The sequence below is a fragment of the Thioclava sp. NG1 genome, assembly GCF_003122275.1.
GTDB lineage: Bacteria > Pseudomonadota > Alphaproteobacteria > Rhodobacterales > Rhodobacteraceae > Thioclava > Thioclava nitratireducens.
Map to the genome: position 1 here is coordinate 168620 of NZ_QFBB01000003.1, position 23303 is coordinate 191922.

General features: G+C 62.9%; 21 protein-coding genes. 2 read left to right on the plus strand and 19 right to left on the minus strand.

Features of this window, described 5'->3' with window-relative positions; all coding sequences use genetic code 11:
* Nucleotides 1–9: 9 nt before the first annotated feature.
* The 8 genes from bamA to pyrH all read right to left on the minus strand — a co-directional run bounded on the left by bamA (nucleotide 10) and on the right by pyrH (nucleotide 8375).
* Entirely contained in the window at nucleotides 10–2262 is a 2253-nt protein-coding gene (gene bamA, locus DEM26_RS06360; protein WP_109171973.1) for an outer membrane protein assembly factor BamA, read from the minus strand.
* A 287-nt stretch (nucleotides 2263–2549) separates the two neighbouring features.
* Entirely contained in the window at nucleotides 2550–2723 is a 174-nt protein-coding gene (locus DEM26_RS20335; protein WP_157771582.1) for a hypothetical protein, read from the minus strand.
* A gap of 135 nt (nucleotides 2724–2858) precedes the next feature.
* Nucleotides 2859–4199 carry an RIP metalloprotease RseP gene (gene rseP / locus DEM26_RS06365; RefSeq protein ID WP_233243035.1) on the minus strand — a complete coding sequence of 447 codons (1341 nt, stop codon included), beginning with the start codon at nucleotides 4197–4199 and terminating at the stop codon, nucleotides 2859–2861.
* A 3-nt stretch (nucleotides 4200–4202) separates the two neighbouring features.
* A complete protein-coding gene (gene dxr / locus DEM26_RS06370) occupies nucleotides 4203–5381 on the minus strand; it encodes a 1-deoxy-D-xylulose-5-phosphate reductoisomerase (RefSeq protein ID WP_233243036.1) in 1179 nt (392 codons plus the stop codon).
* A gap of 3 nt (nucleotides 5382–5384) precedes the next feature.
* On the minus strand, nucleotides 5385–6182 hold the full coding sequence (locus DEM26_RS06375; protein WP_109171974.1) for a phosphatidate cytidylyltransferase: 798 nt from the start codon (nucleotides 6180–6182) through the stop codon (nucleotides 5385–5387).
* Complete coding sequence (gene uppS / locus DEM26_RS06380) at nucleotides 6179–6853, minus strand: polyprenyl diphosphate synthase (protein ID WP_233243057.1); 675 nt, start codon at nucleotides 6851–6853, stop codon at nucleotides 6179–6181. Before uppS ends, DEM26_RS06375 begins: the two co-directional genes overlap by 4 nt.
* Before the next feature lie 137 nt (nucleotides 6854–6990).
* On the minus strand, nucleotides 6991–7554 hold the full coding sequence (frr, locus tag DEM26_RS06385) for a ribosome recycling factor (RefSeq protein WP_075774893.1): 564 nt from the start codon (nucleotides 7552–7554) through the stop codon (nucleotides 6991–6993).
* An 89-nt stretch (nucleotides 7555–7643) separates the two neighbouring features.
* On the minus strand, nucleotides 7644–8375 hold the full coding sequence (pyrH, locus tag DEM26_RS06390) for a UMP kinase (protein WP_075774894.1): 732 nt from the start codon (nucleotides 8373–8375) through the stop codon (nucleotides 7644–7646).
* Between the two features lie 118 nt (nucleotides 8376–8493).
* Here pyrH and miaA point away from each other — a divergent pair, with 118 nt between their 5' ends.
* Entirely contained in the window at nucleotides 8494–9378 is an 885-nt protein-coding gene (miaA, locus tag DEM26_RS06395; RefSeq protein ID WP_109171975.1) for a tRNA (adenosine(37)-N6)-dimethylallyltransferase MiaA, read from the plus strand.
* 108 nt (nucleotides 9379–9486) lie between these two features.
* Entirely contained in the window at nucleotides 9487–10392 is a 906-nt protein-coding gene (locus DEM26_RS06400; protein ID WP_233243037.1) for an AraC family transcriptional regulator, read from the plus strand.
* 242 nt (nucleotides 10393–10634) lie between these two features.
* On the opposite strand, the gene DEM26_RS06405 is transcribed toward DEM26_RS06400, so the two are convergent.
* The 11 genes from DEM26_RS06405 to DEM26_RS06455 all read right to left on the minus strand — a co-directional run bounded on the left by DEM26_RS06405 (nucleotide 10635) and on the right by DEM26_RS06455 (nucleotide 23233).
* On the minus strand, nucleotides 10635–12827 hold the full coding sequence (locus DEM26_RS06405; RefSeq protein WP_088724349.1) for a methyl-accepting chemotaxis protein: 2193 nt from the start codon (nucleotides 12825–12827) through the stop codon (nucleotides 10635–10637).
* 147 nt (nucleotides 12828–12974) lie between these two features.
* Entirely contained in the window at nucleotides 12975–14501 is a 1527-nt protein-coding gene (adh, locus tag DEM26_RS06410; RefSeq protein WP_088718557.1) for an aldehyde dehydrogenase, read from the minus strand.
* A 350-nt stretch (nucleotides 14502–14851) separates the two neighbouring features.
* The gene (locus tag DEM26_RS06415; RefSeq protein WP_088718556.1) at nucleotides 14852–15748 is read right to left on the minus strand and encodes a CsgG/HfaB family protein; all 897 of its coding nucleotides are present in this window, start codon (nucleotides 15746–15748) and stop codon (nucleotides 14852–14854) included.
* A 57-nt stretch (nucleotides 15749–15805) separates the two neighbouring features.
* Nucleotides 15806–16147, minus strand: a complete 342-nt coding sequence (locus tag DEM26_RS06420) for a curli assembly protein CsgF (RefSeq protein WP_109171976.1) — start codon at nucleotides 16145–16147, stop codon at nucleotides 15806–15808.
* Between the two features lie 159 nt (nucleotides 16148–16306).
* On the minus strand, nucleotides 16307–16918 hold the full coding sequence (locus tag DEM26_RS06425) for a hypothetical protein (protein WP_088724350.1): 612 nt from the start codon (nucleotides 16916–16918) through the stop codon (nucleotides 16307–16309).
* Between the two features lie 81 nt (nucleotides 16919–16999).
* Nucleotides 17000–17611 carry a hypothetical protein gene (locus DEM26_RS06430; RefSeq protein ID WP_109171977.1) on the minus strand — a complete coding sequence of 204 codons (612 nt, stop codon included), beginning with the start codon at nucleotides 17609–17611 and terminating at the stop codon, nucleotides 17000–17002.
* A gap of 619 nt (nucleotides 17612–18230) precedes the next feature.
* On the minus strand, nucleotides 18231–18593 hold the full coding sequence (locus DEM26_RS06435) for a hypothetical protein (RefSeq protein WP_158275092.1): 363 nt from the start codon (nucleotides 18591–18593) through the stop codon (nucleotides 18231–18233).
* A gap of 473 nt (nucleotides 18594–19066) precedes the next feature.
* On the minus strand, nucleotides 19067–20038 hold the full coding sequence (locus DEM26_RS06440) for a GAF domain-containing protein (RefSeq protein WP_075774898.1): 972 nt from the start codon (nucleotides 20036–20038) through the stop codon (nucleotides 19067–19069).
* Between the two features lie 125 nt (nucleotides 20039–20163).
* Nucleotides 20164–20898 (minus strand): RlmE family RNA methyltransferase, encoded by a 735-nt coding sequence (locus tag DEM26_RS06445; protein WP_075775117.1) that lies wholly within the window; start codon nucleotides 20896–20898, stop codon nucleotides 20164–20166.
* Entirely contained in the window at nucleotides 20898–22043 is a 1146-nt protein-coding gene (locus DEM26_RS06450) for a Ppx/GppA phosphatase family protein (protein WP_075775118.1), read from the minus strand. The genes DEM26_RS06445 and DEM26_RS06450 overlap by 1 nt, the downstream gene beginning before the upstream one ends.
* Nucleotides 22044–22174: 131 nt before the next feature.
* Nucleotides 22175–23233 (minus strand): sensor histidine kinase, encoded by a 1059-nt coding sequence (locus DEM26_RS06455; RefSeq protein ID WP_088718551.1) that lies wholly within the window; start codon nucleotides 23231–23233, stop codon nucleotides 22175–22177.
* Between the last annotated feature and the right edge of the window lie 70 nt (nucleotides 23234–23303).

The window sequence follows — 23303 nt, forward strand, 5'->3', positions numbered from 1 at the left end:
CGCGCGCCCTTAGAACTGCGTGGAAAGAGACAGATCGAAGTTCTGCGTCTTGTCGTAGCTTTCTTTCTTGATCGCGCGCGAGAAGTTCAGACGCAGCGGACCGATCGCCGATTTCCAGAACAGCGATACACCGACCGCGGAACGGACATGCATCGAGTCGTCGACCTCGTTACCGCCAGTGCCGTTGGTGTCATCCAGACCCCAGACGGAGCCAACATCCCAGAACACGCCGCCGGTGATGCCGTATTCCTCGGGCAGACCGATCGGGAACTCCGCTTCGACCTTGCCGACCCAGTAGTAGTTGCCGCCGAGCGCGTCTCTGTTCGCTGCGTTGAGATCACGCGGACCAATACCGTAGCTCTCGAAGCCGCGGATCTGGCTACCCGAGAAGCGTTGCAGGATCGTCGAACCATCCGTGGCATCGACCGCGCCGCCTTCGAGCGAGGCGCGCAGCGTCGCTTCCTCGTTGAAGATCTTGCGCTCACCGACGATCTTCGCGGTGGTCTGGCCACCTTTCACGTCACCGCCCAGGCCCCAGAACTGCTGGTCGACATTGAAGCGCCAGGTGAAACGCGGGTCGATCTGTTCGCGCGAGGTGTCGTAGCTGTAGCGAAGGCCCGGGCCGCTGTACCGCTGCGAGCCCTTGTCGGTTTCTTCGTCCCGCAGGATCTGCGACGAGTTGGTCGACACGTTGTTCAGCGTGTCTTCGCCGATCTTGTAGCTCACTTGCAGCCGGCCGCGCTCGGAGACCGGGAATTCCAGCGCCGGTTCGATGCTGATACGGCGCGTGTCGTAATTGGTGTTCGAGGCCGAGCTCGAGGTCGCATAGATCGCCGAGAATTTCAGCGCCACGTCACGACCGAGGAAAGCCGGCTCGACGAAGCGGATGCTCGAGCTGTTGTTGTCCTTTGTCGTTCCGAGCGACAGGCCGAGATATTGCCCGCGGCCGAGGAAGTTCTTCTCTTCCAGCGAGGCGTTGAAGCCGATCCCGTCGGTCTTGGAATAGGACGCGCCGAAACCGAGCGAGCCGGTGGGTTGCTCCTCGACGTTCACGTCGACCACGACCTGATCGGAGTTGCTGCCCGGCTTGGTGTTCACGTCGACCGACTTGAAATAGCCGGTGCCACGAATCCGGTCAGCCGCGTTCGAGATCTCGCGCGGGTTGTAGGGGTCGCCTTCGACGGTGCGGAATTCGCGCCGGATCACCCGGTCGAGCGTCGCCGTGTTGCCTTCGATGTCGATGCGCTGCACGAAGACGCGCGGGCCACGGACCAGAACGAAATCGACATTGACCGACTGCGTGCGCGGGTCTTCGGTGATGCGGGGATCGACGCGGACAAATTGCACGCCCTTCTTGATCGCAAGCTGCTCCATCCGGGTCACGGCCAATTCGATCGCCTTTGGCGAGAAGGTCTGACCTTGGCGGATCTTGGTGAGCGGCGCGAACTCGTCAGGCGCAAGCCCGTCGATCTCGGAGCTCGTGTTGATCGCGTTGAAGTGGTATTTCTGCCCTTCGATGATGTTGAAGGTCATGAAGAACGCATCGCGCTGACGCGACATCTGCGAGGACACGCCGGTGACCTGCACGTTCTTGTAGCCGCGCGCCTGGTAGAACTCGATCAGTTTCTGACGGTCGACCGGAATGCGGCTTGCGTTGAACGTGTCGTTCTTCACGAAGGTGCGGAAGATCCCCGCCTGCTTCGTCTCGAGCACCTGACGCAGACGACGATCCGAGAAGGAGCGGTTGCCGGTGAAAGTCACACGTTCGATCGAGGTGACTTTGCCTTCCTTGATCTCGAAGGCCACGTCGACGCGATTGTTGTCGCGGCGAATGACCTTCGGCACGACACGCGCGGCCATGCGGCCATCCTCGGAATAGGCACGCGCCAGACGCTGGGCGTCCGCTTCGATCTGGGCGGGATTGTAGACACGGTTCGGCTTCGCCTGAATGATCGCGGCGAGCTGCGCATCCTTGATGATCTTGTTGCCTTCGAAATTGATCACGCTGATCGTCGGATATTCCGTCACGGCGATCTTGAGCGTGTTGCCCTGCGGCGTGATCGCAACGTTCTCGAACAGGCCGGAATTCGTCAGGCGCTGGTAAGCCGCGTTCAGATCGGCGGCGGTGACGGGCTGATTGCGGGCGATTCTGGCGAAGGACAGAATCGTCGCCGCGTCGACGCGCTCGTTACCGGTGATGACCACCTGCGAGAAGCTGTATTGCTGCGCCTGAGCGATCACGGGAACCGCGAGGCAACTCATTGCAACTGCTGGAAATACTACGCTGGCCCGCAGTGCCTTTCGCGTCGCACAGAGTCTCAGCATAGTTTGCACGCTCATCGACATCGCCCTCTCCCGCCGGAAGTTCACTTTTCCCTTTGGTTAGGGTGGTAGCGAAGGGCGTAACCGATGTCAAAGCTGGGATGGCCCCTCGGCCCCGAGATTTTGTGGACCGCGATCATCTTGCCACGAAGGAAAGGGCCGCGAAGGCGGCCCCGGGATCAAGGAAGAACGGATTTTGCGGGCGTCGCGCCCCTGTCGGCTCCGGCTCAGATGCGCTGGAAACTCGAAGCGTCGCCGCCGAGAATGTCGATCAGTTGAACACCGATCAGAGCCGCACCGAGAAGCGCGACCAGAACCGCCGCGATGAACAGCAGCCGGTCGCCGACAATATCCACCAAGGGGCGGAGTTCGCGATAGTGATGCGCGATGATCTCGGACATGGGTGGTCTCCTTCGCGCGAGTTGCGCCTAAAGGTTCCCTACCCAGCCTTCATGTCGGCATTGCGAGGCAAATGTGGCGAAACCGCGGCACCGCCCGCTCGCGCGCCCATCAGGCCCCGCTCAGTCGGGCCCCGCTCAGCAGGTCAGATCGTTCCACAGCCCGAAGACCATCAGCGTCAGCACCAGCGCCAGCCCGATCGACATGAAGACGTTCATCAACTGATCGGAGGGCGGCTTGCCCGTGATCGCTTCGTAGAGGTGGAACATCAGGTGGCCGCCATCGAGCACCGGGATCGGAAAGAGGTTCAGGAAACCCACAGCCGTCGACAGCACCGCGATGAACCAGATGAAGTCGAGCATCCCCGATTTCGCCGCCGCAGCCGAAGTCTCGGCAATGCGCAGCGCGCCGGTGAGATTACAGCTCGAAATCCGCTGCGCGATCATCGCCTGAATGCCCGAGACCGATTGCGTGATGATGCCCCAGGTCTGGGTCACGCCACCCACCAGCGCATCGACAGGGCCGACCGATTGGGTTACCGGCTCGAACATGAACGAGCCCGTGGCGCCGATCAGGAACCGGGTCTCGAATTGCCCGTCGCCCACCGGCAGATCGGTCCGGCGCGGCTCGAGCGTCACGGAGAACGTCTTGCCCGCATCCCCCTCGGGCCGCCAGATATCGAGCGCGACCGGCTTGCCCGCGCCCGCTTTCACCGCATCCTGCAGATCGATGAAACGATAGACCGGCTTGCCGTCGATCGCCGTGATCACGTCGCCGGCCCGCAGCCCGGCATCATAGGCGGCCGAGCCGGGTTGAACGCCCGCAAATCGCGCCGGGAAAAGCTGCGGTCCCGTGGCGTCGGTTTTGCTGCCGTCGCGGGTTACGGTGTAATCGAGCGTCGGCCCTGCGGGCAGTTGATCGACCACGTCGGAGAGCGCTTGATAATCCGGCGTCGGCTTGCCCGCCACCGCGTCGATCACGTCGCCCTGTTGCAGATCGCCTGACCCACCGGGTAGCGCCACGACAGTCTGGATCGCGGGCGTCTCGGTCGCCTTTCCGGCCCAGAGGCTCAATCCCGCAATCACGAGAATAGACAGAATGAAGTTGAAGACGGGCCCTGCCGCCACGGTCGCGGCCCGTGCCCAAAGAGGCGCGCCATGCATGGTGTGGCGGCGTTCCTCGGGGCTCAGGTGCTGCATCTCCTCGACATCGACCCCGGCCGAGGCCGCGTTCGCATCGCCCAGAAACTTGACGTAGCCGCCCAATGGCACCGCCGCGATCTGCCAGCGCGTGCCATGCTTGTCGACGCGGCTGATCAGCTTCGGCCCGAAGCCGAGCGAGAAGACCTCTGCCTTGATTCCGGAAATCCGTCCTATGATGTAATGGCCGTATTCATGCACCGCGACGATGATCGAGAGCGCGACGACGAAGGCCACCACGGTATAGAGCAGATTTCCGAATTGGGGCAGCAGGTCCAAAACTCAGATCCTTCCGTGTTCACAGATCGCCATTGCGCGCGCGCGCGCCTCGGCGTCGCAGCTCAGAACCATATCGAGGTCTTTCGCCGCGATTCCAAGCCCCTGATCCCGCGACATCTCGCCCAAGGTGGTCTCGACCAGCGCCGCCATGTCGAGAAATCCGATACGTCCCGCGATGAACAGATCGAGCGCCACCTCCTTGGCGGCGTTGAACACGGTGCCCGCCAGACCGCCCGTCTCCATCACCTCGCGCGCCAGCCGCAGCGCGGGGAACCGCTGCAGGTCGGGGGTGCGGAAATCGAGCTGTCCGATCTTCGCCAGATCGAGCTTCTCGACCGGAAGCGGCTTTCGCGCGGGCCAGTTGAGAGCATAGCCGATCGCATGGCGCATGTCGGGCACACCCATATGCGCCATCAGCCCGCCATCGTGGAACCCGACCAACGAATGGACGATGCTCTGAGGATGCACGAGGACTTCGATCTGCTCTGGTGCGAAGCCGAAGAACTCTTTCGCCTCAATAACTTCCAAGGCTTTGTTGAACATGGACGCGGAGTCGATCGTGATCCGCTGCCCCATGTCCCAATTCGGATGCGCCGAGGCCTCTGCCACGGTCGCATGGGCCAGCTTTTCGATCGGCCAGTCGCGGAATGCGCCGCCCGAGGCGGTGATGATAACCCTTTCGACCGCAGCGATATCCTCGCCCACGAGCCCTTGGAAAATCGCCGAATGCTCACTGTCCACCGGCAGGATCGTCGCGCCGTGGGTGCGCGCCTCGGCCATCAGGAGCGGCCCGGCGGTGACCAGCGACTCCTTGTTCGCCAGCGCCAGCGTCGCCCCTTGCGAGAGCGCCGCGAAGCCGGGTGCGAGCCCTGCCGCGCCGACGATCCCCGACAGAACCCAATCTGCGGGGCGATAGGCCGCCTCGATCAAAGCCTGCGGCCCGGCGGCCACCTCGATCCCGGTCCCGGCCAGCGCATCGCGCAAGGCGGGCAGGCAATCGTCGAATGCGGTTACGGCCAGATCGGCTTTCAGCGCCACGGCCTGCTCGGCCAGTCGCGCAACATTGCGGCCCGCACTCAGCGCCACGACGTCGTAGGCTTCCGCCCCGCCCTGTGCCATCAGCAGATCAAAGCAGCTTTCGCCGATCGAGCCGGTCGCCCCGAAGACCGAAACCTTCCGCATCGTTCAGCCTTCCGTCAGCGGCAGGGTCGTCACCTGCGAGATCACCATCAGGAACACGACGGCCCCGGTCAGCGCGTCGAACCGGTCGAGCACACCGCCATGGCCCGGGATCAGAGAGGAGCTGTCCTTCACCCCGGTCGCGCGCTTGATCGCGCTTTCGGCAATGTCGCCCAGCTGGCCCGCGAAGGCCAGAAGCGGCGAGATCCAGATCATCGCGAGACCGCCGCCCATCTGGGCAAAGACGAAGCCCACGAGCGCCGCGCCGACCCAGCCGCCGATCGTGCCCGACCATGTCTTCTTCGGGCTGACCTTGGGCCAGAATTTCGGCCCGCCGACCGTGCGGCCAACGAAATATCCCATGATATCAGAGACAACGACCACCGCGACGATCCATGTGATCGCACCCAGCCCCGCGCCCTCTCGCAGCGCGACCAGCCCGTATCCCGTCAGCATGATCGCCAGCGCATAGGCCGCGCCGATCCGGCGCCGCCCGGTGCAGATCACCGCCGCCATGATCGGTACGATCAGCAGGTAAATCAGCCCGTAAGGTTCGTGGATCACGAAGACGAAGGTCAGGGTCGCCGCCGCCACGAGCCCCAGACCCACGGCTTTGCCGGGGCGTTCGGGGCGCAGCATCTCGGTCAGCTCCCAGACCATCAGCCCGGTGACGAGCACCGAGAGCGCCGCGAAGACCGGCCCGCCCCACCAGATCGCGGCAAGCCCGATCGCCACCATTGCAAGCCCGGAGGCGAGCCGCGGGACGAGATCGCCCCATTTGCCGGTCCGCGGCTGACGGGTCACGAGGCGACCCCGCCGAAGCGCCGCTCGCGCCCGGCGAACCGCTCGAGGATGTCCGCAAGCTCGGCCGGGGTGAAATCGGGCCAGAGCGTGGGCGTGAATTCATATTCGGAATAGGCCGCCTGCCACGGCAGGAAATTCGAGGTCCGCGTCTCGCCCGAGCTGCGGATCACCAGATCGGGATCGGGCATCCCCGCGCTGTCTAGCCGGGCCGAGATCAGGGCCTCGTCGACCGCATCGACATCGATCTTGCCCGCGGCCACGTCACGCGCGATGGATTGCGCGGCGCGCTTCAGCTCGTCGCGCCCGCCGTAATTGATCGCAACCGCCAGCGTCAGCTTCGAATTGCCCTTGGTGCGGGCCTCGATCGCGTCCATCGTCTCGCGCAGAAGCGGGTCGAGCGGCGTCCGGTCCCCAATGAAGCGCAGCTCGACGCCCTGACGCGACAGCTCCGCCGCCTCGCGTTTGATCATCAGCCGGAACATCTTCATCAGACCAAGAACTTCCTGCGTCGAACGCTTCCAGTTCTCGGTCGAGAAGGCGTAGATCGTCATGTAGCGGATGCCGAGGTCGGGCGCGGCCTGCACGACCTTCTTGATCTGCTCCGCCCCCTTGCGGTGACCGGCGAGACGCGGCCAGCCCCGCTGGGTGGCCCACCGCCCATTGCCATCCATGATGATCGCGACATGCAGCGGCGCAGGCGCGCCGCCGTCATGCCCCTGCGGGGTTTGGGCGATATCGGGAATGCTAGGGGCCATCGGCGATGTGATCCTTCTCGCGCAGGACGCAATGCGGGGCTGAGGCGGAGGCCTCAGACCTGCATGATCTCGGCTTGCTTGTCTTCCAGCGCCTTGTCGACCTTCGCGATATGCGCGTCGGTCATTTCCTGGACTTCGCTCTCCCAGAGCTTCACGTCATCTTCGGACATGCCGTCGGCCTTGGCCTTCTTGATCTGGTCCATGCCATCGCGGCGCACGTTGCGGATCGCGACGCGGGCGTGCTCTGCATATTGGGCGGCGACCTTGGTCAGTTCGCGGCGGCGTTCCTCGTTGAGCTCGGGGATCGGCAGCATGATGATCGTCCCGTTGGTCTGCGGGTTGATGCCCAGACCCGATTCACGGATCGCCTTCTCGACCTTGCCGACGAGGCCCTTGTCCCAGACGTTGATCGTGACCATCCGCGGCTCGGGCACGTTGACGGTCCCGACCTGGTTGATCGGGGTCATCTGGCCATAGGCTTCGACCTGAACCGGCTCCACCATCGAAGCCGAGGCGCGGCCCGTGCGCAGCGACGCGAATTCATGCTTGAGCGAGCTCATCGCGCCATCCATACGGCGTGCCAGGTCATCGGTATCGATCTCGAAATCGTCGGACATTGGGTATTTCCCCGTTCTTGTTGAGCCTCGGGCCGAGCTTTAGCGCAGCTCGCAGGCGAAAACTAGCATTTGTGATCGTCGCGCGGCGCTCAGCCCTGCACTTTGGTGTAGGTGCCTTCGCCTGCCAGAATGCCGCGGAAGCCACCCGGCTCGTCAAGCGAGAACACGATGATCGGCTTGTTGTTGTCGCGTGCGAGCGCGATCGCCGAGGCATCCATCACTCCGAGATTCTTCTGAAGAACCTCGTCATAGCTGACGGTATCGTACCGCTTCGCATCGTCGAATTTCTTCGGGTCCTTGTCATAGACCCCGTCGACCTTGGTGCCCTTGAAGATCGCTTCGCAGGACATCTCGTTGGCGCGCAGCGTCGCGGCCGTGTCGGTGGTGAAATAGGGGTTGCCGGTGCCGGCGGCAAAGATGCAGACCCGCTTCTTCTCGAGGTGGCGTACGGCGCGGCGGCGGATATAGGGCTCGCAGACCTGATCCATCGGGATGGCGGAGATTACACGGGTGAAGACGCCCAGGCCTTCCAGCGCCGATTGCATCGCCAGCGCGTTCATCACGGTCGCGAGCATCCCCATGTAATCGGCCGTCGTGCGCTCCATCCCCTGAGCAGAGCCCGCAAGCCCGCGGAAAATGTTGCCGCCGCCGATTACCATGCAGATTTCGACACCGAGATCGCGCACCGACTTCACTTCATGCGCTATACGCGACACGGTCGGCGGATGCAGGCCGTAGCCCTGGTCCCCCATCAGCGCCTCGCCCGAGATTTTCAGTAGCACGCGATTGTATTTGGCCGCGGGATGCGTCTCGGCGCTCATCTGATCCTCCGATGGGCTGTTGTCATTGGCGCGCAAAATGATCCAAATAGAGCCGGGGTTCAACCTCTTGCAGAAGCGTTGTTCCCCGAGCCCGACAGAAAGCCTGCAAGAGCCGCCGATGCCGCCTGCCCTGCCCGATATATCGCCGCGAACGCCCGTGCTGATCGCGGGCGCCACGGCGAGCGGAAAATCGGCGCTGGCACTGTCGATCGCCGAAGCCGCGGGCGGCGTCGTGATCAATGCCGATGCGCTTCAGGTCTGGTCCTGCTGGCGGGTGCTGAGCGCGCGACCCTCGCCCGAGGAAGAGGCCCGCGCGCCGCATGCCCTCTACGGGCATCTCGATCCCGGCGCGGACTATTCCGTCGGCCATTGGCTGCGCGATGTCACGCCGCATCTGGAGGCATTTCACGCAGGCGGGCCGCGCCCGATCGTCGTTGGCGGCACCGGGCTCTATTTCACGGCGCTGACGCAGGGATTGGCGGAGATCCCTGTAACGCCAGCGGAAATTCGCGCCGAGGCCGATCATCGGCGGCTCACGGAAGGCCATGCGGGGATGCTGGGCGAGCTCGACGCGACGACCCGCGCGAAGATCGATCCGCAGAACCCGATGCGCGTCCAGCGCGCGTGGGAGGTGTTGCGCGCCACCGGCGAAGGCCTCGCCGTGTGGCAGGCCCGCACCCCGCCGCCGCTTCTGCCGCTCGAGACTGCGGCGCCCCTCCACCTCGATCCGGAGCGCGACTGGCTGGCCGAACGCATCGATCGCCGGTTCGATCTGATGCTTGAACAAGGCGCACTCGACGAGGTTCGCAGGGTGGAGCCAATCTGGGATCCGGATGCGCTTTGGGCGAAGGCGATCGGAGCGCCGGAATTGATCGCGCATTTGCATGGCCAACTCGATCTGAGTGAGGCGCGCAAACGCGCGCAGGCGGCAAGTCGCCAATATGCCAAGCGGCAACGCACATGGTTTCGTAGCCGTATGAAGGCGTGGCACAAGATCACGTAGACTGTGACCCAACGGCAACTGCGCGTCCGGGCTTCTGTGGAAAATTCCTTGGTCGCTAAGCGGGTTGCGGGCTATCCTCCCGCCGTCATCGCTTGGGATCAACGCATCGTGAAGCTCTTTTCCACTCCGCCCCTGTCGCAGCTGTCGCAGGCCAAGACCGTGAAGCCCGGGTCGCAGTCCATGTGCGGCCCGACGCGCGGTGACGTCGGCCAGCCTTCGGAACTGCACACCGTTCCGCGGGAGCCACGGCTGGTGCAGATCGCCCATCTGGCCAAGGGCGGGCGTTGGCGGGTCGAGGCAATGCGCGCCCATTCCGAACCTTGCCTTCTGTGGTTCTCTCGAGGGCAGGGCCGGATCACGCTGGCGGGCGTGACGCGCGGCTATGGGCCCAATAACGCGATTTTCATCCCGCCGGGCGTGATGCACGGCTTCGAGATTTCCAACCAGACCCACGGTCAGGCGCTGTTCTTCGGGCGCGACAGCGACATCGTCTTGCCGCCCGCCGCCCATCACCTGCGCATCCGGGAGGCGATCGCACAGGGCGAAATCGGCTCGATCTTGGAGGCGATCCAGCGCGAGAACGAGAGCACGCGGCCCGCCGCCGACCGGGCACTGCGCAGCCATCTGGGACTGCTCAGCGTTTGGCTCGAGCGACAGATCGCGAGCAATGCGAGCGAGGCGATCCGCCCGAGCGCGGCGCGCCGTCTGGTTACGCGCTACGCCGTTCTGGTCGAGCGCGAGTATCGCGCGGGAACGCCGGTCGCGGATATCGCGCGCGAACTGGGCGTAACACCGACCCATCTGTCGCGCGCCTGTCGCGACGCCTGCGGGAAATCGGCTCTGGAACTGATGCAGGAGCGGCGCCTTTACGAAGCCCGCCGCCTGCTGCGCGATACCCCCGTTCCGATCAAGGAGATCGCGCAGCTTCTGGGATATCGCAGCGCCGGATATTTCTCCCGCGCCTTTCAGGCCGGCACCGGCAGTACCCCGATCGCCTTCCGCCGCGCCACCTGAGCGGCGTCTCGCGCCGCGCGGAAGGGCCGGCGGGCTTGCTTTCCGAGCGGGCCCCGGGCCGATCGCCCCGGGGGACTGCGACCGGCCGAGGCGTGGGTCGCGTCTGGGCGAATTAGTCCCATCACGCCAAGGGCGACGATACCTCGCCGCCTCGATCCGTGCGCCGAGGCGGCGGGGAAATCGCCCTCGCGCGTTTGTCACACCGATGTGCGTCTTTGGAACGAGCCCATGGATCAGACGCATCATGCAGCGCTCGCGGTGCCATCGCGTTGCGGTAGGGTGAAACTCGAAACGGCGGCGATCAGCTGCGCGCTCTCGGACAGCATCGCGCGGCTGGCAGCGGCGCTGCGGTCGAACATCGCGGCCCCACGCTGCGTTGCCTGATCCAGTTGGTGCACCGCAGTGTTGATTTCGGCGATACCATTCGCCTGTTCCCCCGAAGAAGCCGCGATTTCCGAGACCCGGTCATGGATTTCGCGCACCGAGCCCACGATCCGCGCTAGAGCCGCACCGGTCTGGCCGACCAGACTCACGCCGGATTGCACCTGCCGGTCCGAGGAAGAGATCAGCTCTGAGATTTCCTTAGCGGCTTCGGAGGAGCGCTGCGCCAGCGCGCGCACTTCCGAAGCGACGACCGCGAAGCCCCGGCCTGCCTCGCCCGCCCGTGCGGCCTCGACCCCGGCGTTGAGCGCGAGCAGGTTGGTCTGGAAGGCAATATCGTCGATCACCGAAGTGATCCGCGAAATCGCCTTTGCAGAGGTCTCGATCTCCGCCATCGCGGCCACCGCGCTATCCACTACGTTGGAGCCGCTCTCGGCATGTCCGCGCGCGTCGCTGGCAAGATCGCGCGCCGACTGCGCCCCTTCCGCTGCCGATTGGACCGAGACCGTAAGCTCGTTGAGGGCCGCCGCAGTTTGTTCGAGCGTTGCGGCATTGCGCTCTGTCTGGGCGCTGAGTTCATCGGCGGAGTTTGCGATTGCGCGGGCCTCGCCGTCGATATGCCGTGCCCCGCTGTCGATCTGACTGAGCGAAGCGGCAAGCTGGGCCACGGCCGCGTTGAAATCGTGGCGGAGTTTTTCATACTCGCCGGGCAGTTCGTGATCGAGCGAAGCACCGAGATCGCCGCGCGCGAGCGCATCGAGCCCCGCAGCGAGCGTATTCACGATGGTCTTCTGATCCGCGAGAGCTTGCCGCGACTCTTCCTCGCGCTGGCGCAGGGCTGCCTGTTCCACGGCTTCGGCTTCGCGCTCCGCGCGTTGCGCGGCCTCTGCCTCAGCACGGCGAGCCTCCTCGGCCTGCGCGACCTCTTCCTGACGCGCGCGATCCGCCTTTCGGGCATTTTCCTCTTCGAGACGCAGGCTCTCCTGCATTTCGGCGTTCCGCTCGATATTCTCGGCGAAGACCTGAAGTGCCCGTGCCATCTCGCCCAGCTCATCGCGCCGCTTGGCGCCCGAAACCTTGACCTGCGTATCCCCTTTTGCAATCGCATCGGTCGCCCGCGCCAATGCGCCGATCGGGCGCGTGATCCGTCCACCCGCGATCCAGGCGATCACCCCGGAAACGACGAAGGCCGCGGCAATCAAGCCGAGCGAAATCTGCCAGATCATTCGCCGCAGAGCCGCCAGCTCATCGGCGCTCAGTTCCACAGTCGCGGCACCGACGACGTCGCCGGAGAAATCCCGCACCGGTGTCGCGCGCAGCACGTAGTCCGCCCCGTCATGGGAGATCCACTTGTCGACGGTCTCGCCTGCGCGCAATGCCGCGAAATCCGCGTCGTTCAGCGGGTTCCGCTCATCCACGGTGAATGCGAGCCGTTCTGGCTTCCCGTCCCCGAGGAGACCGAAATATTCATACTCGGAGCCGGTCTGGGCCTTGAGCGCGTCAAAGAAGGTTTGTCCGATATTTAGGCCGATCTCGACCGAACCGACCTGCTTGCCCTCGTGGAAGACCGGGGCGACGCCCCGCGCGCCGATCCCCGCCTTGCCCGATTCCAGCGCCGCGACCGGCTTGCCGGTCTCGTTCACCGTGACCACGGTCTTGCGAAACCCCGACAGATCGTCGCCGCGTTTTTCCAGTTTGTGGATACGGATCAGAGACGTTGCAGGCGCCAGATGGAACTGAAACTGCGCCACGCCGGTCTCGTCGCGCAAGACCGGCCAGTTCGGCGCGAAGATCGCTTCCAGCGCGGCATCGTCGCGCGCAGCCATTGCTGCCTGGACCTGCGGCAATCCTGCGATCAGCAGCGCCCGGTCGCGCGCACCGACACTCGCGGCCTCGATCGCGCTACGCATCCGTTCCTCGGCCGCATTCAGATTGCGCACGCGCGAGACATCCTCGAGCTTGCCACCGACCCAGAACATCCCCGCTGCCATCAGCGCGCAGGCGATGAGCGAGATCACGATTGGCAACAACAGGATTTGCCGGCGAATGGACATGTCGGACCCTTTCTCAAAGTCAGTCGGATCCGGACTAGAACGATTCTCCTAACATCTCGTTCACGCGATATCGGCGGCCCGCCGCGCCGCATAGAAATGGGCCGCGCCCTTTCAGGCGCGGCCCGGGTTTCGGGGAGGTAAACCCTATCAGAAGAACCCGAGCTTGTTCGGGTTGTAGCTGACCAGCATGTTCTTGGTCTGCTGGTAGTGATCGAGCATCATCTTGTGGGTCTCGCGACCGATGCCCGACTGCTTGTACCCGCCGAAGGCCGCGTGGGCCGGATAGGCGTGGTAGTTGTTGACCCAGACGCGGCCCGCCTCGATCCCGCGACCGAAGCGATAGGCACGCGAGCCATCACGGGTCCAAACGCCGGCGCCAAGGCCGTACATCGTGTCGTTGGCGATCTCGAGCGCCTCTGCCTCGTCCTTGAAGGTCGTGACCGACACCACGGGGCCGAAGATTTCCTCTTGGAAGACACGCATCTTGTTGTGGCCTTTCAGGATCGTCGGCTGGATGTAGAAGCCGTTCGCCAGATCGCCGTTGAAGCGCGCGGCGTCGCCCCCGGTCAGTACCTCGGCCCCTTCTTCGCGACCGATGCTCAGATAGGACATGATCTTGTCATGCTGCTCCTGGCTCGCTTGCGCGCCGACCATCGTCTCCATCACGCGAGGGTCGCCTTGCTTGATGGCTTCGACGCGGGCAATGCAACGCTCCATGAACTTCTCGTAAATGTCCTCCTGAATGAGCGCGCGGCTCGGACAGGTGCAGACTTCACCCTGATTGAAGGCAAACAGCACGAAGCCTTCGACCGCCTTGTCGAGGAATGCATCATCCTCGGCCATCACGTCGGAGAAGAAGATGTTGGGCGACTTGCCGCCAAGTTCCAAGGTGACCGGGATCAGGTTCTCCGTCGCGGCCTGCATGATCTTGCGGCCCGTCGCGGTGGAGCCGGTGAAGGCGATCTTGGCGATGCGCGAGGAGCGCGCCAGCGCCGCGCCGACTTCCGCGCCGTAGCCGTTGACGATGTTGAGAACGCCATCGGGTAGCAGGTCGGCGATGACTTCAGCCACGACCATGATCGCTGCCGGAGTCTGCTCGGCCGGTTTCAGCACCACGCAGTTGCCTGCCGCCAGCGCCGGCGCCAGCTTCCATGCCGCCATCAGAACCGAGAAGTTCCACGGAATGATCTGCCCGACGACGCCCAGAGGCTCGTGGAAGTGATAGGCGACGGTGTCGGCGTCGATTTCCGACATCGTGCCTTCCTGGCTGCGCAGAACGCCCGCGAAATAGCGGAAATGGTCGACGGCGAGCGGAATGTCGGCGGCCGTGGTCTCGCGGATCGGCTTGCCGTTATCCCAGGTTTCGGCGGCGGCGATCAAGTCGAGATTTTCCTCGATCCGGTCGGCGATCTTGAGAAGGACGTTCGAGCGCTCAGCAGCCGAGGTCTTGCCCCATGCGTCTTTCGCGGCATGGGCGGCATCAAGCGCGGCTTCGATATCCGCCTCGTTCGAATGGGCGACTTCGCAGACCTTGCCGCCAGTGATCGGTGTGATGTTGTCGAAATACTTGCCGCTTTTCGGGGGCACGAACTTGCCGCCGATGAAGTTGTCGTAGCGGTCGCGGAACGGCGACACGGAAACGCCTTTGAACTCGGGCGTCATATCATTGGCCATTGGTCTTCCTCCCAGTTTAGAGCGCAACCGACAGGGCCGCGCAGCATGGGGCTCAGCTTGCCTAATCGCGCACGCTGCGCATAGCCGGCCTGCGCTGGGGGAATACGTCATCTGTATCAGACCTGAGACAGGTGCAGGCGCAGCATTCAGAGGAAGGAGGGGCGCCGCCCCGCACTCGCGGAACCGCCGGAATATTTTCAGGACCGAAGGGGAGCATCGCTAGCTCCGTCTCCACGTTTTCGACAGATTGTGGCGGTGAATCTTGTGCATGCGAAGAGCAGACAGCGCACCAGAAGCCCTGTCGGCGCTCGCCGACCGACCGTGTCAGATACCGGCCTACGACCCGAATTTCACGGTTGCGACGAGGCGACTTTTATCGTCGCTACGGGGACCGTTTTCACGAGTTTATATTGCGCGTTATAGTCTTGAATGACCTTCTTGCCTGCGCTTTGGCTCGCGAAGCTCCATTGCCCGGTCTCGGCGCCCTTCACGATCAGGGAATACACAGCAAGCTCCATGGCACGCCGCACCGCGAAAGTCTTGGGCTCGTTCCGCGTGACGCCGGTCTCGAGTTCGAGAATCTTGTCTGTCGCGACGAAACGGAAGACATCGCCCTGCAATTGAACGGAATATATCGTCTTGGTCGTCGTGACCGAGGTCAAGACCCGCCCAGTGGAGACGCTGACGGCCCGAAGCGCGACCGTAACGACGTTCTTGCGATATTCGTGGGTTCCGCCGATCCCGAGGAAACGAGCGCCAAATCCACCGGTCTGGACGCTGCTATCGTAACCGACGATCGAGCCTTCCATGATGATCCCGGCGAAGCGCAGAGGCGGCAGCGCAGCCTTGCCGCCATAAGCCTTCTGCGTCTGCTCGATTATGCTTCTTTCCTTGAGAAGATCGTCGACATTGTTGCGTTCGACGACGTTGAACCACTTTCCGTTACCTACTGAAGTGAGAACATCGGTGAGGATGTCCGCGCCGCCTTGGGTCACGGCCCGAGAGAAATCGGCAAAATCACTGTTGGGTTTGTTCTGACCAGTGAGATCGGGGAAATCATAGACAGCGACATCGATCGGTCGCGCAGGGGGCGGAAGATAATCGAGGCTGATCTTCGTGCTCGAGTTTTCTTGGAGCACTGGCTTTTCCGCGAACATCATATCGCTTTGATGCGGAAAATTAGCCCCACAGCCTGACAAAGTGAAGCCAGCGACAACGGCGAACGCCAAACGTAATACTGATTTCATAACTTCCACTTTTTAGTTGCTCGCCCTGTTGGGGGCCTGCCGCACTGGAGTTTTCTTTTATTGGTTCGTCGTCGTCCCAGAGCCAATTCCTGCGGTCGGAGCCGTCGGCGTCCCCGTATTGATGGGGATGATGATCGTAGGACCGCCGATACTGCCACCAGTGGAACCTCCTCCACCGATCCCAGGGGTCGTCGTGCCGCCTCCGCTGCTCTGGTTCAAATCGGTGATGGTCGCGGTCTTCTGGGTATCGGCAAGTCCGAAGAGAAAGCTGCCGTAATTCGGATTCCCACCGAAATCGGGGTTCTTGAACTTGAAGATGAGTTCCTGCGCAGACGCAGATCCAGCCGCGAGAGTGATCGAGAGACCGAAAAGTCCCAATGCTGTCGAAAGTTTATTCATGCGTGCCTCACAGCAAAATTTTGCGTCACGTCAAAACCAATTGTTTCAGCAATGACATATTTTCGCAAAGAATTCCATTGCCGATCGCTTGAACCGGAAGCTTGGCGGGTCGTGTTGTTTTCGCGTCACGATCGAAAAACACCTCAAGATGAAACTCGATCATGGATTTATGACGATTGAGCCATCTGGCGCTCGCGCAATCGAGTAACTCGCCGGCGCGGATGAGCGTCCCTGGATCACACCGACCTTGAAGCGTCCGGTCGGCGACCGCGAATTCGTCGTCGGCGACGATGAAGAGCGAACCATCTGGTCAGAAACGTTAAGGGCTAGACGTTTTCCGACACCGAATTGTGACACGGATACGTCGGTGTCGTTCCCGGTGACGGTGACCGAAGACTGGTTCCAGACCCCTTGCTGGTAAAGACCGACCGTATTTCTGTGGCCGTTGATCCCGATAAAGGATGAATTCAGACCGCCGACCTGCACCGCCAGCGCCGCGTTCAGGCTTCCCTGGTTCACCGTGAGTGCCGAATTTTGGACACCCGCCTGAATAAGTGCGGAACTGTTTCGGCTGCCAGATGAGATCTGCGCGCCGACATTACGTTGACCGGCTTGGAAAACACTCTGCATGTGTTTTGCGCCAAAGGCGACGTTCGCAGCGCCATTGTGAGAGCCAATTTGCTGCAAGTAAGCTTCTTGAGCGACCGCGGACGAACTGCAGACTATCACGAATGCAGCCGTCATCAGCCACTGCGACGAGCGCGGCGGCATGATCCCCACCTCTCTTTTTCAAGACAGCAACCCTACGCCCGCACACACTTGGGCGGGCGTAGGAAAGAGTTTCAACTCAACTTAGTTGATGGTCGCGTGCGAGCCGTACGGGAAGCTCGCATGGGCAATCGGCGACGGCAGCGGAGCCGTACCAACCGACATACCGAAGGTCGGCGTCGAGATCGAACCGTAGGTCTGCCCCGCCATGCCGCCCTGGTTGTTGCCGTTATTCTGCTGCCAATTAACACCAGTATTGTTGTTACCTTCCTGGATCGTCTGCGCCCTGAAGTTGGCATTCTGCACGCCCGGAGCCTGGTTAGCCAACTGGACCGTTACAGCCTTGTTGTTGCCGTTCATAAAGCCCCGCCCGCTTTGAATGACCAGCGAGTTCATCTGCGCACCCAAACCCGAGCGGGTACGCGCGTTATTGTTTGCCTGCGTATCTTCAAGTGAATTGTCGAAACGCGTGTCGACCTGATAGGTCATCGCGGTATTGTTGGCACCCCGGCTCAAGTTGGCGGCGCGGAAGCCAATACCCTGTTGTGCAATGACCTGCCTCACATTCGTGCCATTGCTATATTCGGAATAGTTGAGACCGGTCAGGTTGTCGCCAAGCTGCGTGATGTATGCGTCTTGCGCATGCGCACCACCCGCGATGAGCAGCGCGGCTGCTGTTACTGCAAAAAGTTTCATGATCATCTTCCCCACTCAGTTAAAATTTGCCACTGGTCAAATCGTGATCAGAACAATGTCGCCAACCACAACGTACCGCGACGTCAGGTAGTAAACGCGCCGCATCTCAGTCTCGCAAGAGCAATGGTTAAAGAATGTGCCATTTTCTCGCCACATTCTAAACAAAATCATCAAATCAATTGAATTGTCGTCAATTATCGAATAGCGCCCCAGCTATATTTCAATTTCAGATTTAATTAGAATATATGTTTTCAACCAAAAATTGAATTTCGAATCTATGCTTTTTCGCGCATATAAGAATATTCGAGTCGACTGAGGCTTCGCATGCTTCGCAAACACCCACAACCAACGTGTTCGAAATAAGTTCGGCCCGGAAAGTTCGAGAGCGCGCAGCTTTGCTCGAAGATTACTTGAAACCGAAATCTGAAGGCAGCGCCACCTGTCAGTAGGATCTCCGACTGCGAGCGTGAGACGCCTCCAGGCGCCGACCTTGCCGGACGCCCGTCAATTGATAAGAAACCAAATTGGAGGTCGAGGCGTGCTCGTGCCGTGCACATGACCCCGCCGCATCGTTAGCGCGGCAGCCCGCTCGACGTCTCACAGGCAGCCGGATCGTCGCCTAGCGTTGAACAACCAAAGCCCGATTATAGCTACCGGTCTGGCTGACGGATGCCATGGCTCGGTTACCGGTTTGATAAATGGATGCGCCGTTCCTCGTGCCGCTTTGCACAAGCGACGCCATGTTGAAGTTGCCGGTCTGCTTAATCGAGCCCGCCTGGACGCCTACCTGATAGAGCATGCTGGTATTGGACGTCCCCGTGCTCTGCACGTCCGCGAGCGCACCGGATGCCGGAGGAGTCGCCACCGGAAAGCCGCTCAGGTCCACACTCGTTATGCTTGGCTCCAAATGGAGATTTGCGATCTGCAGCTGCACATCGGGGAGAGCCTGTACAATTTTCGGCTGTGGCACGGTCAGGGTCATCGGACCCGCAGACACTTGCGCCAAGTAAGCCTCGCCCGCCATACCCTGCACCGGGATGCTAAGAGCTAGCACCGCACTTGCAATTACCATTCTGTTCATCATTCGCCTCTGCCCTATGCTTTGCCTCAGGCACGCCGCGGGTATCGGAGCGATACGTGTCGGAGGATTCCGAAGTCTTCATGCCTCAAGGAATCATCGAACTGTGGCGTGTTTTGGACGTTCGGGCGGCGATTTTCGTATGATCTTTACAACTCTGGGGCGCAGATCGTGCCGATCGACACCGGACACGATCTATGTGGGAAACCGTTGCGAAAATGTGAGTGAAGCACTTTGCACAGCTATTTGGGCGCAGGACGCCTTGCAGCTGTTACGACAAGGCAGGCAGGGGGTGCCAGGCAAGAAACGGAGATCCGGAAACGCGATAGAATAGCGCCGTGATCGGTCGGCCAGCCCCCTGCCCGCCTCACCGCCACTCAAACGCCGAGGTTGAGCGCCTTGGCCTTGCGGTAGAAGGTCGCCCGACCGATGCCGAGATCGCGGGCGGCAGCCGAGACGTTGCCGCCGTTGCGGGCCAGTGCGCGGGCCATTTCGGCGCGTTGCGCTTCTTCGAGACCGTTGCGGATGCCATGCTCCAGCAGATCGGAAGCCGGAAGCTGGCCGATCTGCCCGGCCTCGATCCCGAGGTGCCGCCGAGCGGCGCGGGTGGCGCCGACGACGAGATCGTCGCGGTCGAGCGCCAGCAGCATCACGCCCTGCGCCCCGGTCTCGCCCGAGCCGGTCGAGAGGATGCGCGCGCCGTCATAGGAGGCGCGGAACAGGTCCGCCTCGATCCGGTGCGCTGCGTCCTGCACGGTCAGCGCCACGAGGCGCGCATAGCCCTCGGTCATGTCGGAGCGCGCGGAGCTGACGTCGATCACGCCGGCCAGATCGCCCTGCGCGCCGAAAATGGGCGAGCCCATGCAGGTCAGCACCGTGTTGCGGGTGCGGAAATGCTGATCGCGCCAGACGGTGACGGGGCGCGCCTCGGCCACGCAGGTACCGATGCCGTTCGTGCCCTCGACCCCTTCGGACCAGTCCGAGCCGGGCGCGAGGTTGGAGGAATGGAAATCATCCTTATCCGCGTCGCGCAAACGCTCGTCCAGCACGAGCCCGCCCGCGTCGGACAGAAGGACCGTGCAGCCCGCATCGCCTGCCGCCCGCGACAGACGGTCGAGCACCGGCGAGGCGATCCGCATCATCAGTTCCGCCCGCTCGCGCCGCTCGCGCATCTCGGCTTGGGTCAGGCGCTCGTTGCGCCCACCGGTTTCGGGGTCGATGCGGTGATGGATCATCGAGCGGCGCCAGCTCGCCGCGAACCCCGCCCGCGTGGCGGATTTCGGCGAAGAGACGACTTCGCGCACGATATCGGCATGTTGGCGCGGAACGCCCGTATGCAGTGACGGCATGCGAAAGCCTCCCTCTCTTGCGCAGCCTATGAAAGTCCACGCAGGTTAGGCCGATTCGAACCGTTCACAACGTAAATTCCCGCTGAGCGGGCAGGCACCTGTCTCGGGGTTGAGACAGTCTAGGCTCACGGCTCCTCGTGCCGCCGCCCGCGAAAACCTTGCGCCACCACGAATTTCTCCGAGCTGTCCGAGCGCGAGGCTGGCGGTTTCACATTGGCGACCTTGGTGAAGTTTTTCTTCAGGATCGTCATCAATCCCTGCTCCGCGCCGCCTGCGAGAACCTTGGCGACAAAGGTGCCGCCCTCTTCGAGCACGTCGAAGGCGAACTCTGCCGCCGCTTCGCACAGCGTGATGATGCGCAGGTGATCGGTGTTCTGGTGCCCCGAGGACGCGGCCGCCATATCCGACATCACCACATCCGCAGAGCCGCCAAGCCATTCCTTGACCTTGTCGTCGGCGCCTTCTTCGAGGAAATCGAGCACGTGGATTTCGGCTCCGGCGATCGGTGTGACCTCCTGCAGATCGACGCCCAGAACGGTGCCGACCTTCTTGCCGGATTTCTCGCCCAGGGCGTTCACGCGCTTGACCGCCACCTGACACCAGCCGCCAGGCGCACAACCCAGATCGACCACGCGCGCGCCGGGCACGAGGAAGCGATACTTGTCGTCCAGCTCGAGGATTTTGTAGGCGGCACGGCCTCGATAGCCCTCTTTCTTGGCACGCTGCACGTAAGGGTCGTTCAGCTGCCGCTCCAGCCAGAGGGTCGAGGACAGCTTGCGCCCCTTCGCCGTCTTCACGCGCACGCGCAGGTCGCGCTGCCCGCGTCCCGAAGTGTTCTTGCCGCTGGGTGTCTTCGCCATCATTTAATCTCTTCTAACACGCCGTCTCCGGCCATTTGCGCATAGAGGAGCCCCTCGCGCAGGCCACGGTCGGCAATGGACATCTGGTCGGTGGGCCAGACCCGCATAAGGGCCTGGAGAATTGCGGCGCCGGACATGATCAAGGTGTGTCGGTCGCGCCCGATCCGCGGGTCGGAGCGCCGCCCGGCGGGCCCGAGTTGCAGGAAAGAGCGGATCACAGCGTCGATCTCGCCCGATGTCATGGTCAGCCCGTCCACCCGGTTGCGGTCGTAGCGCTTCAGGTTGAGGTGGCAGGCCGCGACCGTCGTGACGGTGCCGGAGGTGCCGATGATCTGGAATCCGTCCTGCGGGCTGCCCGCCGCGTAGGGCGTGAAGTCCGCGAGCTTCTCCTCGAAGAACCAGCTCATAAGCGCAAAGCGTGCGGCATCGTCTTCGACATCGGCGAATTGATCCTTGAGCGTCGCGACCCCGAGCGGCACCGAAATCCAATCGACAACGCGCGCCGCCGGATCGGGCCCGTCGGGCTGGTTGAACCCTTGCGAGAGGCGCATGATCGCGCGGGCCCTGTCGCCGGGCGGCACGTCTTCGAGGTCGATCCAGACGAGCTCTGTCGAGCCGCCGCCGATATCGACCACCAGAACCTGCTCGGAATTGGGCGACACCAGCGAAGCGCAGGAGATCACGGCCAGCCGCGCCTCTTCCTCGGGCGCGATGATCTCCAGCGGCAGGCCGGTCTCGCGGCGTACATAGCGGATGAAGTCACGCGCATTCTTGGCGCGCCGGCAGGCTTCGGTCGCCACCAGACGCATCCGGGTGACCCCGTGCGTTTCGATCTTGCGGCGACAGATTTGCAAAGCCTGAACGGTGCGCGACATCGAGCTGCGCGACAACCGGCCATAGGTTTCGAGACCCTGACCCAGCTGGACCGCTTTCGAGAAGCTGTCCACGACCTGAAACTGAGAACCCTTGGGACGGGCAATCAGCATCCGGCAACTGTTGGTGCCAAGATCGAGAGCGGCATATAGCCCCTCGCCGGACTTGGCGGATTTGGTCGCGGGGGACTCGACCTGAGCCGGTTTCACCGCCCGCGCGGGCGATGCAGCTGTCGGGAGCGCGCCCGCCGACCGGGGACGCTTGGGCGTCATCATTACGCCCTCCGATTTGAAGTTGCCATAAAGCTATCGGTTTGCGCGTCCCGGTTCAAGGGAGCGCGACGCGGAAGTGACAGAACGTCAGCGCATCTCGTCTGCCGAAACCGAACCGTACCGGCGCGCTCTCAGGCCGCAGGCAGGATCACCGTGAAGCAGCTGCCCTCGCCCTTCTTGCTGTCGACGCGGAACCGGCCACGGTGGCGCGCCACGATATGCTTGACGATGGCGAGACCCAGCCCCGTTCCGCCCTTCTCGCGCGAGCGGTGGGTATCGACGCGGTAGAAGCGCTCGGTCAGGCGCGGCAGATGCTGTTCGTCGATGCCCTCGCCGCGGTCGATCACATCGACGCGATAGGCTTTGCCGCGCAACACCGGCTCATGCGGGATCAGTGAGACCCGCAGCCGCACCTCGCCGCCCTGCCCGCCATATTTGATCGCGTTCTCCACGAGGTTCGAGAAGACCTGCGTCAGCTGATCGGGATCGCCCTGGACGGGCAAGGCCCCGGTTTCGCCCTCGCAGATCAACTTGACGGACGCCGCTTCTGCCACGGGTTCGAGCGTCTGCGTGATCCCTTTGAGCACCAGCGCCAGATCGACCTTGCCAGTGGGACGCATCCGCTCTTCGCCCTCGACACGGCTGAGCGAGAGAAGATCGCCCACCAGACGGTTCATCCGCGCCGCCTCGCGCTCCATGATCGACAGGAACCGGTCGCGCGCCGCCGCATCGTCGCGCGCGCTCGAGCGGAGCGTCTCGATGAAGCCCATCAGAGCGGTCAGCGGCGTGCGCAACTCGTGGCTCACATTTGCAACGAAATCGCGCCGCATGGCTTCGGCAGATTCGAGAGCCGTGATGTCTTCGAAGCTTGCCAGAACCGAATTCGTCGCAAGCGGCCCTTCGGGCGCGGGCGGCAGCGGAGAGAAATGCACCAGCGTGATCGTCTCGGCCTGACCGGTGGGATGCAGCCGCAGGCGAACCGGATCGGGTCGCGCCCCGCGCAGCGCCGCGCTTACCGCCGCGCCGAAGCCGGGCTGGCGCAACACCGTCACATAGGGGCGCCCGAGAAACTGCGTGCCGAACAGCCGATTGGCTGCGAGATTGCCCTGCGCGATCCGCTCGTCGCGCCCGATCAGCAAAACCGCGCTCGGCAGCGCGTCGAGAACCTGTCCGATCGCCCCTTGGCTCATTGCCGCGCCTCCCCGCCTGCCATCTCGTTCGGAGCAAGGTTTGAGCGATGCGAGGCGAGCTGTAAAGGCT

Bases quoted from the DNA above. Each gene is read 5' to 3' on its own strand.
- bamA (WP_109171973.1), bottom strand. From the start codon at position 2,262: ATGAGTTGCCTCGCGGTTCCCGTGATCGCTCAGGCGCAGCAATACAGC.
- DEM26_RS20335 (WP_157771582.1), bottom strand. From the start codon at position 2,723: ATGTCCGAGATCATCGCGCATCACTATCGCGAACTCCGCCCCTTGGTG.
- dxr (WP_233243036.1), bottom strand. From the start codon at position 5,381: ATGCGGAAGGTTTCGGTCTTCGGGGCGACCGGCTCGATCGGCGAAAGC.
- uppS (WP_233243057.1), bottom strand. From the start codon at position 6,853: ATGGATGGCAATGGGCGGTGGGCCACCCAGCGGGGCTGGCCGCGTCTC.
- frr (WP_075774893.1), bottom strand. From the start codon at position 7,554: ATGTCCGACGATTTCGAGATCGATACCGATGACCTGGCACGCCGTATG.
- pyrH (WP_075774894.1), bottom strand. From the start codon at position 8,375: ATGAGCGCCGAGACGCATCCCGCGGCCAAATACAATCGCGTGCTACTG.
- miaA (WP_109171975.1), top strand. From the start codon at position 8,494: ATGCCGCCTGCCCTGCCCGATATATCGCCGCGAACGCCCGTGCTGATC.
- DEM26_RS06405 (WP_088724349.1), bottom strand. From the start codon at position 12,827: ATGTCCATTCGCCGGCAAATCCTGTTGTTGCCAATCGTGATCTCGCTC.
- adh (WP_088718557.1), bottom strand. From the start codon at position 14,501: ATGGCCAATGATATGACGCCCGAGTTCAAAGGCGTTTCCGTGTCGCCG.
- DEM26_RS06415 (WP_088718556.1), bottom strand. From the start codon at position 15,748: ATGAAATCAGTATTACGTTTGGCGTTCGCCGTTGTCGCTGGCTTCACT.
- DEM26_RS06420 (WP_109171976.1), bottom strand. From the start codon at position 16,147: ATGAATAAACTTTCGACAGCATTGGGACTTTTCGGTCTCTCGATCACT.
- DEM26_RS06425 (WP_088724350.1), bottom strand. From the start codon at position 16,918: ATGCCGCCGCGCTCGTCGCAGTGGCTGATGACGGCTGCATTCGTGATA.
- DEM26_RS06430 (WP_109171977.1), bottom strand. From the start codon at position 17,611: ATGAAACTTTTTGCAGTAACAGCAGCCGCGCTGCTCATCGCGGGTGGT.
- DEM26_RS06435 (WP_158275092.1), bottom strand. From the start codon at position 18,593: ATGACCCTGACCGTGCCACAGCCGAAAATTGTACAGGCTCTCCCCGAT.
- DEM26_RS06440 (WP_075774898.1), bottom strand. From the start codon at position 20,038: ATGCCGTCACTGCATACGGGCGTTCCGCGCCAACATGCCGATATCGTG.
- DEM26_RS06445 (WP_075775117.1), bottom strand. From the start codon at position 20,898: ATGGCGAAGACACCCAGCGGCAAGAACACTTCGGGACGCGGGCAGCGC.
- DEM26_RS06450 (WP_075775118.1), bottom strand. From the start codon at position 22,043: ATGACGCCCAAGCGTCCCCGGTCGGCGGGCGCGCTCCCGACAGCTGCA.
- DEM26_RS06455 (WP_088718551.1), bottom strand. From the start codon at position 23,233: ATGAGCCAAGGGGCGATCGGACAGGTTCTCGACGCGCTGCCGAGCGCG.